The 16,153-nt window shown below is 46.5% G+C and carries 16 protein-coding genes and 1 other RNA gene; 2 read left to right on the forward strand and 15 right to left on the reverse strand.

Annotated elements, in window-relative coordinates; translation table 11 throughout:
- Positions 1-67: 67 nt before the first annotated feature.
- Positions 68-1,198 (forward strand): anhydro-N-acetylmuramic acid kinase, encoded by a 1,131-nt coding sequence (locus tag ICN25_RS00510; RefSeq protein ID WP_216178561.1) that lies wholly within the window; start codon positions 68-70, stop codon positions 1,196-1,198.
- A gap of 18 nt (positions 1,199-1,216) precedes the next feature.
- On the opposite strand, the gene erpA is transcribed toward ICN25_RS00510, so the two are convergent.
- From erpA to rplM, 4 genes are all read right to left on the reverse strand, one after another.
- Complete coding sequence (gene erpA, locus ICN25_RS00515) at positions 1,217-1,591, reverse strand: iron-sulfur cluster insertion protein ErpA (protein WP_068319574.1); 375 nt, start codon at positions 1,589-1,591, stop codon at positions 1,217-1,219.
- Positions 1,592-1,674: 83 nt separating this feature from the next.
- Positions 1,675-2,733, reverse strand: coding sequence for an N-acetyl-gamma-glutamyl-phosphate reductase (gene argC, locus ICN25_RS00520; RefSeq protein ID WP_216178562.1), 1,059 nt, complete (start codon positions 2,731-2,733; stop codon positions 1,675-1,677).
- 112 nt (positions 2,734-2,845) lie between these two features.
- Positions 2,846-3,247 (reverse strand): 30S ribosomal protein S9, encoded by a 402-nt coding sequence (gene rpsI, locus ICN25_RS00525; RefSeq protein ID WP_071466175.1) that lies wholly within the window; start codon positions 3,245-3,247, stop codon positions 2,846-2,848.
- A 9-nt stretch (positions 3,248-3,256) separates the two neighbouring features.
- Positions 3,257-3,685 (reverse strand): 50S ribosomal protein L13, encoded by a 429-nt coding sequence (gene rplM, locus ICN25_RS00530; protein ID WP_015422034.1) that lies wholly within the window; start codon positions 3,683-3,685, stop codon positions 3,257-3,259.
- Positions 3,686-4,105: 420 nt separating this feature from the next.
- Here rplM and ICN25_RS00535 point away from each other — a divergent pair, with 420 nt between their 5' ends.
- Positions 4,106-4,531, forward strand: coding sequence for an OsmC family protein (locus ICN25_RS00535; RefSeq protein ID WP_216178563.1), 426 nt, complete (start codon positions 4,106-4,108; stop codon positions 4,529-4,531).
- An 11-nt stretch (positions 4,532-4,542) separates the two neighbouring features.
- On the opposite strand, the gene rnpB is transcribed toward ICN25_RS00535, so the two are convergent.
- From rnpB to ubiE, 11 genes are all read right to left on the reverse strand, one after another.
- Positions 4,543-4,849, reverse strand: an RNA gene (gene rnpB / locus ICN25_RS00540) — RNase P RNA component class A.
- Positions 4,850-4,915: 66 nt separating this feature from the next.
- Positions 4,916-5,974: a dihydroorotase gene (gene pyrC / locus ICN25_RS00545; protein WP_216178564.1), complete on the reverse strand. Its 1,059-nt coding sequence runs from the start codon at positions 5,972-5,974 to the stop codon at positions 4,916-4,918.
- Positions 5,975-5,976: 2 nt separating this feature from the next.
- A complete protein-coding gene (locus tag ICN25_RS00550; protein ID WP_216178565.1) occupies positions 5,977-7,299 on the reverse strand; it encodes a glycerate kinase in 1,323 nt (440 codons plus the stop codon).
- Between the two features lie 9 nt (positions 7,300-7,308).
- Entirely contained in the window at positions 7,309-9,132 is a 1,824-nt protein-coding gene (locus tag ICN25_RS00555) for an ABC transporter ATP-binding protein/permease (protein ID WP_216178566.1), read from the reverse strand.
- Between the two features lie 24 nt (positions 9,133-9,156).
- Positions 9,157-9,600, reverse strand: a complete 444-nt coding sequence (nudB, locus tag ICN25_RS00560) for a dihydroneopterin triphosphate diphosphatase (RefSeq protein WP_216178567.1) — start codon at positions 9,598-9,600, stop codon at positions 9,157-9,159.
- A 21-nt stretch (positions 9,601-9,621) separates the two neighbouring features.
- Positions 9,622-11,421, reverse strand: a complete 1,800-nt coding sequence (aspS, locus tag ICN25_RS00565; protein WP_015422041.1) for an aspartate--tRNA ligase — start codon at positions 11,419-11,421, stop codon at positions 9,622-9,624.
- Positions 11,422-11,437: 16 nt separating this feature from the next.
- Entirely contained in the window at positions 11,438-12,091 is a 654-nt protein-coding gene (locus ICN25_RS00570) for a DUF502 domain-containing protein (RefSeq protein ID WP_216178568.1), read from the reverse strand.
- Between the two features lie 64 nt (positions 12,092-12,155).
- Complete coding sequence (gene ubiB, locus ICN25_RS00575) at positions 12,156-13,742, reverse strand: ubiquinone biosynthesis regulatory protein kinase UbiB (RefSeq protein WP_216178569.1); 1,587 nt, start codon at positions 13,740-13,742, stop codon at positions 12,156-12,158.
- Between the two features lie 6 nt (positions 13,743-13,748).
- Positions 13,749-14,366 (reverse strand): SCP2 domain-containing protein, encoded by a 618-nt coding sequence (locus ICN25_RS00580; RefSeq protein WP_216178570.1) that lies wholly within the window; start codon positions 14,364-14,366, stop codon positions 13,749-13,751.
- Between the two features lie 52 nt (positions 14,367-14,418).
- Positions 14,419-15,330, reverse strand: coding sequence for a Tim44 domain-containing protein (locus tag ICN25_RS00585; protein WP_216178571.1), 912 nt, complete (start codon positions 15,328-15,330; stop codon positions 14,419-14,421).
- A 56-nt stretch (positions 15,331-15,386) separates the two neighbouring features.
- Positions 15,387-16,130 carry a bifunctional demethylmenaquinone methyltransferase/2-methoxy-6-polyprenyl-1,4-benzoquinol methylase UbiE gene (gene ubiE / locus ICN25_RS00590; RefSeq protein ID WP_216178572.1) on the reverse strand — a complete coding sequence of 248 codons (744 nt, stop codon included), beginning with the start codon at positions 16,128-16,130 and terminating at the stop codon, positions 15,387-15,389.
- Between the last annotated feature and the right edge of the window lie 23 nt (positions 16,131-16,153).

Below are 16,153 nucleotides of genomic sequence, written 5' to 3' on the forward strand. Positions count from 1 at the left end.
ATTAAATTAGTATTTAGATTGCTAAAGCATAATTGTCGCATTCCTGAGAACAAAGTCCTGATACCGCATGAATAAGCCTCAATCCCTCTATATTGGCCTGATGTCTGGCACTAGCCTAGATGGGATAGATGCCGTGCTGGCAAAGATTGAATCCTCAGGGGAGACATGCCTTCTAGACTCCGTTAGCATCGCCTTTAGCCCCGAATTACGTAAAGCCCTAATAGATCTCCAGACCCCTGGGCCAAACGAGATTCACCGGGAAAACCAAGCTGGCAACTCCTTAGCCGCAGCCTATGCGGATGCAGTCAAGCAATTACTAGGTCAGACCAAGCTTTCTCCTGCAGATATCAGCGCGATTGGCGCTCATGGTCAGACTATTCGTCACCAAGCTGATCTTGCTCATCACTTAGCTTATACGCACCAAACCCTCAATCCAGCGCTTCTGGCAGAGTTGACCGGAATTGATGTCATCGCGGACTTTAGAAGTCGCGACTTAGCGGCAGGTGGTCATGGTGCGCCTCTGGTGCCAGCCTTTCATGCGCAACAGTTTTCTACAAGTAAAAATATCGCTGTGCTGAACCTTGGCGGCATTGCTAACCTGACCCTATTACCCAAAGATGGTGAAGTAAAAGGATTTGATTGCGGGCCCGGCAATATGTTGATGGATGCTTGGATTGCGGATCAGCAAGGACACTCCTTTGATGAGAACGGCACCTGGGCATCACAAGGCAAAGTCAATCAAGCACTGTTATCAAGAATGCTGACAGATTCATTTTTCGCAAAAGCTCCGCCCAAAAGTACGGGGCGTGATGACTTTCATCTAGAGTGGTTGCATAAGCAAATTGGTTCAGACAACATTAATGCAGAAGATGTTCAAGCCACACTATTGCAATTAACTGCAGACTCAGCTTTGCAAGCTTTAGAGGGCTATGCCCCGCAAACCCAGACGCTAGTTATCTGTGGTGGCGGTGCGCGCAATATTGCCTTATTGGAATTATTTAAAGCCAGAGCTGAAGACTTATTTAAAAACTCACTGGAGATTGTGACTAGCGATGCACTTGGCATTGATCCACAACTCGTAGAAGGCCTTGCGTTCGCATGGCTTGCTTGGGCCCACAAAGAAAAACGGCCAGCAAATTTGCCAGCCGTTACGGGAGCGAAGGGTCCTAGAATTCTAGGTGCTTGCTATCCTGCGTAATTAAATTGCTTTCTCTCTTTAAGCAGAGAAAGAAGATCCGCAACCACAAGTAGTTTGCGCATTTGGATTCTTAATCACAAACTGTGAACCATTGATATCTTCTTTGTAATCAATCTCAGCGCCAACTAAATATTGGAAGCTCATTGAATCAACCAACAAAGTAACGCCATTCTTTTCAAAGAGTGTGTCATCTTCATTCACAGCATCATCAAATGTGAAACCGTATTGAAAGCCTGAGCAACCGCCGCCTTGAACAAACACGCGTAGTTTTAATTCAGGATTGCCTTCTTCAGCAATCAAGTCAGCTACTTTTGCAGCAGCGCTATCCGTAAACACCAATGGAGTTGGTGGCTCGGCTAAGTCTTGTGCTGGTTGTGTCGCTAATTCAGTCATGATTTACTCCTAATTCAAAAGGCAATAATCTATTTTAGGCTTTTAATTCCAAGTGTGCTGAAGGGTCTTTCCAGCACGCCCGATTATGGTGAAACAGCAATCTGCGTTAATCCAGTGGTCTCAGGCAAGCCAAACATGAGGTTCATACACTGAACACCCTGGCCTGAGGCACCCTTCACCAAGTTATCCTCAACCACCAAAATAACCAAAGTATCACCATCACCAGGACGATGGATTGCAATCCGCAAACCATTGCTACCCCGCACAGAGCGCGTTTCTGGATGGCTACCAGCCGGCATTACATCTACAAACGGCTCCCCTTTGTAGAAGTCCTCATACAGCTTTTGGAAATCCACTTTCATGCCAGCCTCAGTCAAGCGGACATACAAGGTTGAATGAATGCCTCTAATCATTGGCGTCAAGTGCGGCACAAATGTCAGACCAATCTGATCGTGACCAGCGATTGCCTTTAAGCCCTGAACGATTTCAGGAAGATGGCGATGGCCTTTAACACCATAGGCTTTGAAGTTATCGCTAGACTCTGACAGCAAGGTCCCAATCTCCGCCTTACGTCCAGCACCAGACGTACCCGACTTAGAGTCAGAAATAATATGCGTGCCATCAATCAGTTGTTTGCCACCAGTAGATTTTGGTGAGAGCAATGGAGCAAGCCCAAGCTGCACAGAAGTTGGGTAACAGCCAGCCAAACCAACTACACGTGCTTTTTTAATTTCTTCACGATTGATTTCTGCCAAACCATAAACTGCTTCAGCCAAAATTTCTGGGCAGCCATGCTCCATGCCATACCACTTAGCGAATTCTTTAACGTCTTTCAAACGGAAGTCAGCAGCGAGATCCAAAATCTTCACGTTGTTAGCAAGCAACTCTTTGGCTTGTGCCATTGCTACGCCATGTGGCGTTGCAAAGAACACCACGTCGCATTCATTTAACTTAGCTTCATCGGGTGTCGTGAATTTCAGATCAATGCGTCCACGTAAAGATGGAAACATCTCAGCCACTGGCATGCCAGCTTCTGTACGAGAAGTAATTGCCTGAATTTTGACTTCGGGGTGTTGCGCTAATAAACGCAGTAATTCCACTCCGGTATATCCAGTACCACCTACGATGCCAACTTTAATCATGCCATTCTCCAAAATACTGACTGATGAATTTTATTTCTTTAATACCTAGATTGTAGAAACAAAAAGGGCCGCTTGCGCGACCCTTTCGATAAAACTTAAGCGACTGAAAGAATTAGCGCTTGCTGAACTGCTTACGACGACGCGCGCCATGCAGACCAACTTTTTTACGCTCAACTTCACGAGCATCGCGAGTTACCAAACCTGCTTTAGACAGGGTTGGCTTCAATGCGTTGTCGTAGTCGATCAATGCACGAGTAACACCGTGACGAACTGCACCAGCTTGGCCAGTTTCACCGCCACCGCTAACGTTTACTTTGATATCAAAGGTTGTTAGGTGGGCTGTGAGAGCCAAAGGCTGACGAGCGATCATGCGTGATGTTTCGCGAGCAAAGTAAGCATCGATAGGTTTACCGTTAACGATAATCTCACCTTTGCCAGATTTAATGAATACACGTGCTACAGAGCTCTTGCGACGTCCTGTACCGTAATTCCAATTTCCGTAATTAATAGCCATTTGGTTTCCTTAAATCTCTAACGCTTTTGGCTGTTGAGCCGCATGCGGATGACTGGCGTCGCCGTAGACTTTTAATTTCTTAATCATGGCATAACCTAGTGGGCCTTTTGGCAACATACCCTTCACAGCCTTCTCCAAAGCGCGACCTGGGAAACGATCTTGCATCTTGTCGAAGTTAGTCGAGCTAATACCACCTGGGTATCCGCTGTGACGGTAATAAATTTTGTTCAAGCCTTTTGTGCCTGTGACACGCAGCTTAGAAGAGTTGATGACAACAATGAAGTCGCCGGTATCAACGTGTGGGGTGTATTCAGGCTTGTGCTTGCCGCGTAGACGGAGTGCCACTTCACTGGCGACACGACCGAGGACTTTGTCCGTAGCGTCAATCACGAACCATTCATGCACTACCTCATGGGATTTTGCAGAAAAAGTTTTCATGATTTCTCAAATTGTTATAGTCAAAAAAAATTACTCCAATCAAATTACGTCCACCTTGGCCCTGCTTATGTTTGCAAGCTCGCAGATTCTGTAATTCACTTGGTACAACAATTACCGCTGACTGGTTCGGTAATTCAGTAAAGCCTTGAATTGTAACCTAAAAAAAACCCAGGAACGAGTCCTGGGTTGGAATCCACCTATGTTTTAAGTGGAGGAGACACTGGGAGGTAAGTCGCAGTCTTGTATAAGACTGACTACCAATATGGTTATTCTACACAAGATATATGGTGCGACGCAAGAAAATTGACCAAAATCAAGTTTTTGATGCTTTTTTGCAAAATTGGGCCAGCCACTGAAGTTCGCCATTATTGGTAAACTATTGATAATATTGATTAATTTTCGAATTTAGGGGTCACTAGCATGGAATGTCGAGTAACTTGGTTGGGTAATGGCGGAATGGCCTTTTCAGCAGAAACCGGTAGCGGTCACCAAGTCACCATGGATGGTCCACCTGAAGCTGGAGGTAAAAATAGCGCCCCAAGGCCTATGGAGCTGATTTTGGCTGGAACTGGCGGCTGCTCTGCCTTTGATGTGGTTCTCATCCTACAACGTGCCCGTCAAGAGATTAGCGCCTGCGATGTCCAGTTAACGGCCGAGCGGGCAGAGACTGAACCTAAGGTATTCACAAAAATTAATCTGCATTTCACGGTTAAAGGCAAAAACCTGGATTTAGCCAAGGTTGAACGTGCAGTGAAGCTCTCTCACGAAAAGTACTGCTCAGCGACAACCATGCTCGCCAAAACAGCAGAAATCACCTATTCCATTGAAATCCAGAACGACGAATAAGTATTTGGAAAGTGCAGAGTCAATCGATAAGCCGGATTCTGTCGCCTAGATTTGCATCTAGGGGCAATCATTCCTCTAGGCCGGCAGTTACCTGACGGCTCAAGCTCCCTACCCGCAGACTCAGCGGGACGCCTCATCGCCTGCTTACTTGGGATTGCTCCAGGTGGAGGTTACCGCGTTTCACCGTAACTAAATACGCTCGTCTCTGTGGCCCTATTCCTCACGTCACCGTGGATGGCCGTTAGCCATCACCCTTCCCTATGGAGTCCGGACTTTCCTCCCCCTCAATAAAGAGGCGGCGATTGCCCAATTGACTCTGCGCCTGCAGTCTAACGCAGTCGCAGAAATTAATCTTAAAAACGCAATATGGGAATGAAGATTGGCTTAAGCCAAAGTCCAAGCAATAGTCTCGCCAGCACGAAGCGGCACAATCGTGGCATCACCCAAAGGAAGTTCCGCTGGAATGTTTTGCGCCTGCTTCACCAAAGTAATTTTCTTGGTATTGCGGGGTAATGAATAAAAGTCAGGGCCAAAGAAACTGGCAAAGCCCTCAAGCTTATCTAACTTGCCAACACCTTCAAATGCCTCAGCATATAAACCCATCGCATTGAAAGCACTGTAACAACCAGCGCAACCGCAAGCAGCCTCTTTGGCACCCTTGGCATGTGGCGCACTATCAGTGCCCAAGAAAAATCTAGGGCTGCCACTCGTTGCAGCTTCGAGCAAGGCAACGCGATGCTCTTCACGCTTGAGCACCGGTAAACAATAATTATGTGGACGAATACCGCCAGCAAAAATCGCATTGCGATTCATCAATAAGTGTTGTGGAGTGATAGTGGCAGCTAAGCTATTTTTACCAGCAGTTTGTGCATCACGTACATAGTGCGCAGCCTGCTTAGTAGTGATGTGTTCAAACACGATCTTGAGCTCAGGAAAATCTTTGCGCAAAGGCTCGAGCACTTGATCAATGAAAACTGCCTCGCGATCAAAGATATCAATCTCAGCACTAGTTACTTCACCATGGACTAACAAGGGCATACCGACTGCTTGCATCGCTTCAAGTGCAGCGTAACAACGCTGGATATCGCTGACACCAGCATCACTATTGGTTGTTGCTCCAGCGGGATACAACTTAAATCCAACAATACCAGCAGCCTTTGCTTTGCGCACCTCCTCAGCTGATGTGTTGTCAGTGAGATATAAAGTCATCAAGGGGGTAAAACTAGTCACGCCCAATGATTGAAGACTCGCTTCAATTCGAGTGCGATAGGCATTTGCCAAATCAACCGTAGTTACTGGTGGCTTCAAGTTCGGCATGATGATGGCACGCGCAAACTGGCGCGCAGTATCTGCCAATACATCTTTCATGACTTCACCATCACGAATATGCAAATGCCAATCATCTGGCTGAATCAGTTGAATTTGGGTTGAGGTATTAGTCATAATTATTTATCTAGCAAGATGATGCGGAAATCATTCACATTCGTCAGTGTAGGGCCAGTTTCCACCAAAGCATCTAATTGCGCAAAAAAACCATAGCAATCGTGCTGATCTAGATACTGCGAAGGGATCAAGCCTTGCTTATTGGCAGCTTGGCGAATCTCAGGGGTAAACCACGCACCAGCATTCTTTTCACTGCCATCGATACCATCGGTGTCCGCAGCTAGAGCAGAAATATTAGGAATATCTTTAGAAGCTGCAAAAAGTGAAAGTAGATATTCGCTACAGCGACCACCGCGACCTTTTATTCCATCAGGAATGGTGACGGTACACTCGCCACCTGAGATAAGGGCTACAGACTTATCACCCTTAGAGAGCGAATGCTGACGTGCCAAGGCGGCTTGCTCTACACCCACATCCTGCGCCTCACCAGTAATCGTGTCACCCAAAATCACAGGCTCGTAACCTTGTGTGCGAACATAATCTGCCGCTGCCTCAAGACTCTTATAAGCAGTAGCAATCACATGGTTGCGTACTGCGGTGTTTTGCAGATCAGCTTCTTTTAAAGTTTCTGGAACTTCACCAGCAATACCGCGCTGCAAGTGAGATAAAACAGATCCCGGAATTGAGTCAGGGCCTAAGTGATGTTTATCCAGAATATTGAGAGCATCTTGGTAGCTTGAGTAATCTGGTGCACAAGGACCGCTGGCAATATCTGCAGGCGCATCTCCCGTGACATCAGAAATCAGCAAAGCTTCAACTCGAGCGCCTCGCGCAATTGCTAGTCTTGCTAAATTTCCACCCTGAATCGCTGACAAGTGTTTACGAACAACATTCATCTCCTCGATCGGTGCGCCAGAACGCAATAGCGCTTCAGTAGTCTTGCGCATATCTTCAATGCTGATGCCGGCCTGTGGCAAAGTGAGCAGGCTAGAGCCGCCGCCAGAGATCAGGGCAATCAAAATATCGCCTTGATTCAACTCGCTTACTAAGCGGTAGATTTCTTTAGCGCCATCCATACCAGCCTGATCGGGCACAGGGTGACCCGCTTCAATAATTTGGATATGGCCAGCTGGAGAATGATGCCCGTATCTGGTCAACACGACGCCCTCAAGAACTGCATTGGGCCAATGATTCTTCGCATGGGACTCTAGAGCGGTTGCCATAGATGCACTTGCCTTGCCTGCACCAACTACCAAACATCTTCCTTTGGGCTCTGAGCCTAGAGGAAAGATCTTGGCAAGATATTCTGGAACGATTTTCTTGGGGTCAGCAACTGCTAAAGCGGCTGCAAAGGCATTTTTGAGAATAGTTTCTTGCTGGCTCATGCAGATATTCTAATCAAGAGCGGTGCGCTCTTGCATTTGCCACATCTCAGCATATCGTCCGTTGGCAGCCAAAAGCTCGGCATGCGTTCCACGCTCCACTATCTGGCCATGATCCATTACCAAGATTTGATCAGCATGAACAATCGTGGATAGCCTGTGGGCAATGATCAAAGTTGTACGATTTTTAGCCAAGCCAAGCAGCTCTTCCTGAAATGCTCGTTCCGTTTTGGAATCTAGGGCCGATGTTGCCTCATCAAAAATAAGCATCGCCGGCTTTTTAAGCAAAGTACGAGCAATCGCAACACGTTGTTTCTCGCCACCAGACAACTTCAGGCCACGCTCACCCACTTGAGTGTCATAGCCATCTGGAAGATGTTGAATAAAACGATCGATCTGCGCAGCTCTTGCAGCCTCATGAACTTCTTCAATTGAAGCATTAGGATTGCCATAAGCAATGTTGTAACCAATCGTGTCATTAAATAAAACGGTATCTTGCGGAACGATACCAATCGCCTTGCGCAAGCTAGATTGAGTAACATCCACAATATTTTGATCATCGATCAGGATCTTGCCAGACTGAACGTCATAGAAACGAAACAGTAAGCGAGCTAGAGTGCTCTTACCAGCACCGCTCTGCCCTACGACTGCAGTAATCGTTCCTGCTGGAATGTTAAAACTCACATCTTTAAGAATTTCACGCTTAGCATCGTAATGAAACGAGACATTCTCAAAACGAACATCTGGGCCACGGCCTTGATTGTCAATATGTAAAGGCTGCGCATTAGGTACATCCGCAATCTCTTTCTCTGTATTGAGAAGGGAGAACATACGATCCATGTCAGTCAAAGCCTGCTTGATCTCGCGATAGATCACACCCAAAAAATTCAATGGAATGTACAACTGAATCATTAAGGTATTCACCAAGACCAAATCACCCAAGGTCATAGATCCGTCGATCACACCCTCCGTTGCTCGCCACAAAATGAGGACTAATCCAATGGCAATAATTGCTTGCTGCCCAAGATTGAGTACAGCTAAGGATTTTTGGGACTTCACAGCAGCCGTTTGGTAGCGAATGAGATTTTGATCGTAACGGCTAGCCTCAAAGGCTTCGTTACCAAAATACTTTACGGTCTCAAAATTCAACAGGGAATCAATCGCCTTCTGATTGGCCTTGGAATCCATGTCATTCATAGTGCGACGGAAATGAGTACGCCATTCTGTCACTACGACCGTAAAGGCAATGTAGAGCACCAATGCAACCAAGGTAATAACAGCAAACCAAATATCGTACGCGTAAGCCAAGTAGCCAAGCACCAAACAAAACTCAATCAGAGTCGGCAAGATGCTGTAAAGCGAATAAGAAATCAGCGACTGAATACCGCGAGTTCCCCGTTCAATATCTCGGCTGACTCCGCCGGTCTGACGAGCCAAATGAAAGCTGAGTGCTAAGGAATGCAAATGCTCAAAAACCTGTAGAGCCACTTTGCGTACTGCATTTTGAGTGACAAGAGCAAAAAGGGATTCGCGCAACTCGGTAAATAAGGAAGCAGAGACCCTCAAGAGACCATAGGCCAGAATCAATCCAGCTGGTACTACCAATAAAGCCTGGTGAGAGTCCGCTTTGATATTGAGCTCATCAATTAATTGCTTCATCAAAATTGGAATACCAAGATTGGTGACCTTAGCCGCCACCAAGCATGTCAGGGCTATCGCAACCCTAAATCTGTACTCTAATAAATAGGGAAGTAAATCACGAATGACTTTCCAGTCGTTTCCCGATGATGGCTTTGGATTTCCTGCTGAATGGTGATGCCCTGATGAATGTCTCATCGCTCTATCTTAGTCACTTCCACTCTAGCGTGCAGAGAATAGCTGCAAAATTGCCTCACCATTACTGCGTGAAAAACATTTGCTAGCAGCATCTGTAAAAGCTAGCCACTGATAGGCTACGTGCTCTCTAGGAGCCAATTGCACTTGAGTATCGTCTGGCACCAACAATGAAAACCAATGCTCAGTATTTCTAGTAACCCCAGGAGCGTAGCGGTGACGCCACTGCGGATAGATCTCATACTCGATCTGATGATGCATATCTTGCAAGGAACCTACCGGAAGAGCATCAACATCAATTCCCGTCTCTTCAAGTACTTCGCGTGCAGCAGCAATCCGGAGATCCTCATCGAGGGAATCGACACTGCCAGTGACAGATTGCCAGAAATTGGCTTTATCGGCCCGCTCTATCAGCAAGACCTCCCCATTCGATTTGTAAATAACTACTAAAACCGAAATGGGGATTTTCAAGATACTTTAAGACTTTCTTGCTTAAGCAGCCGGAGCAGCTTGGCGCAAACGAATATGCAATTCTTTTAGCTGACGCTCATCCACTGGGCTAGGAGCCTGTGTCAATAAGCACTGTGCACGTTGCGTTTTAGGGAAGGCGATCACATCACGAATAGACTCAGCACCGGTCATCATAGTGACGATACGATCCAAGCCGAACGCAATACCACCATGTGGAGGTGCGCCATATTGCAAGGCATCTAACAAGAATCCAAACTTGGCCTGCGCTTCTTCAGCACCGATCTTCAATGCACGGAATACCTGACTCTGAACTACCTCTTGGTGAATACGGACTGATCCGCCACCAATCTCACTACCGTTCAAAACCATGTCATAGGCTTTAGCCAAGCACTTACCAGGATTTGATTCGAGGTATTGCATATGCTCATCTTTAGGACTGGTGAATGGATGGTGACATGCAACCCAACGGGCATTGTCTTCATCATATTCAAACATTGGGAAATCAACTACCCACAATGGCTTCCAACCTTCAGTAGACAGGCCATGCTCTTTACCCCAAGCAGAGTGACCAATCTTCAAACGCAAGCCACCGATAGCGTCATTAACTACTTTTTCTTTATCTGCTCCGAAGAAAATAATGTCGCCATCTTTAGCGCCAGTGCGCTTCAAGATGCCTTCAATCGCAGCATCATGCAAGTTCTTCACGATTGGTGACTGCAAACCATTGCGACCTTCAGCAACAGAGTTCACCTTGATCCATGCCAAACCTTTAGCACCATAGATTGCTACAAATTGTGTGTAGTCATCAATTTCACTACGGCTAATTTCAGCGCCGCCAGGTACGCACAAACCAACTACGCGTCCACCCTCTTGGTTTGCTGCGCCGGAGAACACCTTGAAATCCACATCTTTCATCAAGTCAGTCAATTCGGTGAATTCAAAATTCACACGCAGATCTGGCTTGTCTGAACCAAAGCGCGCCATTCCTTCTGAGTAAGGCATCGTTGGGAATGGATTAGGCAACTCAACATTCATGGTGGTTTTGAAAATATGACGGATCATGTTTTCAAATAACTCACGGATTTCTAATTCATCCAAGAAGGCTGTTTCACAGTCGATCTGAGTAAATTCAGGCTGACGGTCAGCACGCAAATCTTCATCACGGAAACACTTTGTAATTTGGTAGTAGCGATCAAAGCCAGCCACCATCAACAACTGTTTAAACAACTGAGGAGACTGTGGCAGCGCAAAGAACTGGCCATCATGAACGCGTGAAGGAACTAAATAGTCGCGCGCACCTTCAGGAGTGCTCTTCGTCAACATCGGCGTTTCAATATCAATGAAACCAGCGGCATCTAAGTAGCGACGGCATTCCATGGCAACGTTGTAACGCAAACGCAAATTCTTTTGCATTTGCGGGCGACGCAAGTCGAGTACGCGATGGGTTAAGCGAGTGGTCTCAGATAAATTCTCATCTTCCAATTGGAATGGAGGAGTAATAGACGCATTAAGAATGACCAAGCTATGGCAAAGCACTTCAATCTTGCCGCTCACTAAATCATTGTTTTCAGTGCCGGCAGGACGTGCACGCACTAAGCCTTTGATCTGAATACAAAACTCATTACGAACCTGCTCAGCCAATGCAAACATCTCTGGGCGATCTGGATCGCAGACTACCTGAACAAAACCTTGGTGATCACGCAAGTCAATAAAGATCACACCACCGTGGTCACGGCGACGATTCACCCAACCTGAGAGAGTAATTTCTTGACCAATGAGTGATTCAGTTACCTGACCGCAGGTATGGCTTCGCATCGACATAACAATTTCCTATAAATCAAAGATGATGGTTTGACCCAATAGCGGTCAAACCAGTTGAACTGGTGGGGGGAACGGATCCCATTGAAACAATATGTTTGAGCGCCTCTTCGACACTCATCTCTAATTCAATGGTGTGTGCACGTGGGACGATCATGAAAAATCCGGAGGTTGGATTTGGCGTAGTTGGCAGAAATACATTGACGTAGTCCTCGCCTAACTTGGCAGCAACTTCTTTTGCTGGCATGCCAGTCTGGAATGCAATCGCCCAAGAATCTGCATGCGGATAACGAATTAATAATGCTTTGCTAAAAGCTTGGCCACTGCCAGAAAACAAAGTGGATGACACTTGCTGAACGCTGGAATAGATCGATCGCACAATTGGAATGCGATTCATCTGCTTATTCCACATCTTGATCCACCACTGTCCAGCAAAACTAATCGCAATCAAGCCGGTAGCCATAATGACTGAAACAACAATCAAAATTCCAACACCCGGCAACTCACGGAAATGTTGCAGATCAGCGGCAAACTGACTGGGGAATACAGCAATAATGGCATGCATTACAGAGCCAAAAACACCGTCGAGCAGGCCTAGACCCCATGCAATCACCCAAATGGTGATTGACATCGGTGCCCACACCAAAATGCCTGCAATAAAGTATTTTTTCATTTGCCTATGCTTACGCCTTGCCTAACCTGGCATTTTAGCGGTTTAAGCGACGGCTGGGGACAGTCTAGTAAAGACCAAGACCGATTATCAGAATCCCAGCCAAAAAGCCGCCCGCAAACAGCAAAGCACCTACCAAGAGGCGGTGAGTGCGTCTTTCCTGCATTAAAAGGCCTTTTAAGACCTCTAATTCAGCGTTTTGATCCTTTCGAGGGATTCGCGCTTGCGCCAAACTTTCGGCAATCAGACGTGGCAAGGTTGGCAAAATTTGGGCCCAACTAGGCGCCTCGGCCTTAATACCATCCACCAAAGCCCTCCAACCTAACTGCTGACTGACCCATTTTTCCAAAATTGGCTTGGCAGTCTTCCAAAGATCCATATCTGGATCAAGCTGGCGAGCAAGACCTTCGACATTTAGCAAAGTCTTCTGGAGCAAAGTGAGCTGCGGCTGAATTTCTACCTTGAAGCGGCGGGAAGTCTGGAATAAACGCATCAGCACGATCCCTAGGGAGATTTCCTCTAAAGGACGATCAAAGTAAGGTTCGCAAACGGAGCGTATTGCACCCTCAAGTTCTTCAACACGTGTATTAGCCGGAACCCAGCCAGACTCAATATGCAATTCAGCAACACGACGGTAATCGCGATTAAAGAAGGCTAAGAAATTCAATGCCAGATAACTTTTGTCAGACTGACTCAGTGCACCAACAATCCCGAAATCCAAAGAAATAAATCGACCAAATGTTTCTGGCTCAAGACTGATCATGATGTTGCCAGGATGCATGTCCGCATGAAAGAAGCCATGCTCAAATACTTGCGTGAAAAATATTTCTACGCCATCAGCAGCAAGTTTTTTAAAGTCAACACCAGCAGCGCGCAAATCTGCTGTTCGCCCAATCGAGATGCCATCCATCTTTTCCATCACGATGACATTGGTGTGACATAAATCCCAATACATCTCAGGAATCATTAACTTTTTAGAGTCAACAAAATAGCGACGCAATTGACTTGCATTTGCCGCCTCACGCATAAGATCTAATTCATCATGCAAATAGGTATCAAACTCTGCAACATTCTCACGTGGCTTTAGACGACGACCATCCTCAGAAAGTCTCTCAATGATTTTTGCTAAGTCATAGAGCAAAGCAAGATCGCCATCAATGATTGGCAAAATTCCTGGGCGTAGAACTTTAACTGCTACTGCACGCCCCTCCCACTCTGGATGCTTCTCGGTTCCACGCAATAAGCCAAAGTGCACTTGGGCTACAGAGGCACTAGCTACGGGGGTTGCATCAAAACTAATAAATACTTCTTCGATGGATTGCCCCATCGCCTGCTCAATCAAGCGACAAGATTCGGCATTCGAAAACGGTGGAACTTGGTCTTGTAACTTCGCTAATTCATTAGCAATATCTTCCGGCAGTAAATCACGTCGAGTAGAAAGAACCTGTCCAAACTTCACGAAGATTGGACCTAGCGCTTCTAAAGTCAAACGAATGCGCTCACCTCTTGGAAGAGACTGACCCGGCGAAGTCCAGCAAAGAATAGTTAATAGGCCACGACGAATACCGGGCTTCAAAATATCGCGTAGCAATGGCAATAAGCCATAACGCCATGCAGTGAAGAAAATGAAAGAAAGACGAGCTAAACGACGCACAATGAATTAACCTTTACGCTCTAAAAGTTGGATGCGCTTTTCTACTCGATCAACCGCATCACGCAATGCGTTTAACTCATTTTTGCGAATCATAAAATCTCGTTTATTCAAAAGTACTTTTCTTTCTTCGCTGACGTACTCCACTACATTTTCAAGTAGATCAGTCGCAGCGGACTTCCCAGCAGAAATAAATTTCTTACCTTGACGAACAGCAAAGTTGGCGGGAGCATCTCCAATGAAATGCGCCAGATCCTCTTCATACTCCCACCGAATTTGGCCTGCTAAGCGACCTAATAGTTGGGCCAAGTCAGCATCGCCAGTAATCTTGACTGACTTCATTGCCTGCTCTCGCAAATTACCTGGGCCACCAGCCAAAGCACTCAGCGCCTCAGAAGAGACTTCTAATTCTAAAGAGGGGTCATCAATATTTGACAAAGAGGCTAATGAGCCCTCGGGCGTCAATTCAAAACAGAGTTTACCAATTGGCAGGCTCAACAAAATCACTTTGCCAGCATGTCGCGCTAGCTCTGCCATCGCCCATGGCTCAGCCTTCAGGACATGGTTGATCCCTCGGCAAGCGGCAGAAGCTGCGATATGGTGGGTAGCGGGAGATGCGGTGGTCATAAGTGTAAAAAACCCGCACAAGTGCGGGCTTTCAATGGAAAGTACCTCAAGCTTAAACCAACTGAGAAATACCCGCTAGTACCCAGCCTCCAGGGCCGTTTACTGGCTTACTTAAATTCCAAATTTCAGAAAAATTATTCGCCTGTGCACCGACTTGCTCACGAATCATGCCCGTGAACTGCACGCTACAGTAATAGGTGTTATCGGTTGTCTCAATTCCGATGAGCTGTGCATTGAGCGTAACGACATCGGTTTGATTGGCGCTATCAGCACGACCCGCAAGATCCTGTTCAATTGTCGCGAACATCTCTGGGGTGGTGTACTCACGCAAGGCAGCAAGATCACCCTGATCCCACGCCTTTTGGAGGCCTGAAAAATATTGCTTCGCATTATCTAAAAATGCGTATTCATCAAATCCTGGCGGCAAGGTGGATTGGAATGGCGCAGGCTCGGCGGCAACACCACCAAATGCATTTGCAGCCGGAGTGAATGCAGGCTCCTGCCTAGGGGCTTGATCCATATTTGCGCGCTGCATTCCCTGAGAGGTAACTTGAGGACCCTTATTTGCGCCAGATAAGGCAGGCAACATTCTTCTTATCACAAACATGATGGCAAAGCCTGCTAAAACTGCAATTAACAATCCAGTAATTAATGAAGATGCAGCTTCACCCATACCAAAATGAGATAAGAGATATCCAATACCAAGGCCTGCAGCAAGTCCACCGAGGATTCCACCCATACCGCCAAAGCGGCTTGGTGCTGGCGCCTGAGGGGCTGCAGCTGGTGCCGCTGGTTGAGCTTGTTGAGTTGGTTTTTGTACAGGAGCGGCTTGCTTTTGCATTGGCGCACTTGGCGCCTTACCAATACTTCTTCCGCCACCTAAACGGGCAGCATCAGCATGACCAACGGTAGCAAATATTAAGCTGACACTTAATAGAACTGCCTTGAAAAAATGCTTATTCATATTTTTATCCCCTATAAAACTACTTTAATTCTTAACTGCTAAAAACTACAAAATCACTAGTATTTAATACCAATATGCAGCGCAACGATACCCCCAGTCATCCTATGGGTATCAACCTCATCAAAACCGACCCCCAGCATGATGTCTTTAAGGGCTTCAGCATCTGGATGCATACGAATAGATTCAGCTAAATAACGATAGCTCTCAGAATCCTGGGCAATTTTTTCACCCAACCAAGGCAATACCTTGAACGAATAAGTGTCGTAAACCGGCTGCAAAAAAGTATCGGGCTTAGAAAACTCGAGCACCAATACACGGCCACCCGGCTTAATCACACGCAACATCTCTTTTAAAGCAACATCCTTATGAGTCATATTGCGCAAACCAAAGGCTACCGTCACCACATCAAAGTGAGCGGTTGGAAAAGGGATTTTCTCTGCGTCAAACTGAACGCAAGGCAAGGCCAAGCCTTTATCTATTAGACGATCGCGACCAACACCCAGCATAGAAGCATTAATGTCACTTAACCACACTTGAGCATCTGGGTTATGCCCCCAAGCTGCAGCACGCGCAAAGGCGGCAGCTAAGTCACCCGTACCGCCAGCGATATCTAATACTTTTTGTCCAGGACGAACTTGCGCGCGAGCAATCGTGACTTTCTTCCATAAGCGATGAAGGCCAAATGACATCAAGTCATTCATAACATCGTATTTACTAGCTACAGAATGAAATACCTCTGCGACCTTACCTGCTTTTTCAGCTTCATCAACGCTTTGGTATCCAAAGTGAGTCTTACTCATATTCTTCGCTCTATTTATTTAAA

The sequence above is a fragment of the Polynucleobacter sp. 80A-SIGWE genome (genome assembly GCF_018882295.1).
Lineage (GTDB): Bacteria > Pseudomonadota > Gammaproteobacteria > Burkholderiales > Burkholderiaceae > Polynucleobacter.

Coding starts and splice junctions, on each gene's coding strand:
- ICN25_RS00510 (WP_216178561.1), top strand. CDS start 68: ATGAATAAGCCTCAATCCCTCTATATTGGCCTGATGTCTGGCACTAGC.
- erpA (WP_068319574.1), bottom strand. CDS start 1,591: ATGACTGAATTAGCGACACAACCAGCACAAGACTTAGCCGAGCCACCA.
- argC (WP_216178562.1), bottom strand. CDS start 2,733: ATGATTAAAGTTGGCATCGTAGGTGGTACTGGATATACCGGAGTGGAA.
- rpsI (WP_071466175.1), bottom strand. CDS start 3,247: ATGGCTATTAATTACGGAAATTGGAATTACGGTACAGGACGTCGCAAG.
- rplM (WP_015422034.1), bottom strand. CDS start 3,685: ATGAAAACTTTTTCTGCAAAATCCCATGAGGTAGTGCATGAATGGTTC.
- ICN25_RS00535 (WP_216178563.1), top strand. CDS start 4,106: ATGGAATGTCGAGTAACTTGGTTGGGTAATGGCGGAATGGCCTTTTCA.
- pyrC (WP_216178564.1), bottom strand. CDS start 5,974: ATGACTAATACCTCAACCCAAATTCAACTGATTCAGCCAGATGATTGG.
- ICN25_RS00550 (WP_216178565.1), bottom strand. CDS start 7,299: ATGAGCCAGCAAGAAACTATTCTCAAAAATGCCTTTGCAGCCGCTTTA.
- ICN25_RS00555 (WP_216178566.1), bottom strand. CDS start 9,132: ATGAGACATTCATCAGGGCATCACCATTCAGCAGGAAATCCAAAGCCA.
- aspS (WP_015422041.1), bottom strand. CDS start 11,421: ATGTCGATGCGAAGCCATACCTGCGGTCAGGTAACTGAATCACTCATT.
- ICN25_RS00570 (WP_216178568.1), bottom strand. CDS start 12,091: ATGAAAAAATACTTTATTGCAGGCATTTTGGTGTGGGCACCGATGTCA.
- ICN25_RS00580 (WP_216178570.1), bottom strand. CDS start 14,366: ATGACCACCGCATCTCCCGCTACCCACCATATCGCAGCTTCTGCCGCT.
- ICN25_RS00585 (WP_216178571.1), bottom strand. CDS start 15,330: ATGAATAAGCATTTTTTCAAGGCAGTTCTATTAAGTGTCAGCTTAATA.
- ubiE (WP_216178572.1), bottom strand. CDS start 16,130: ATGAGTAAGACTCACTTTGGATACCAAAGCGTTGATGAAGCTGAAAAA.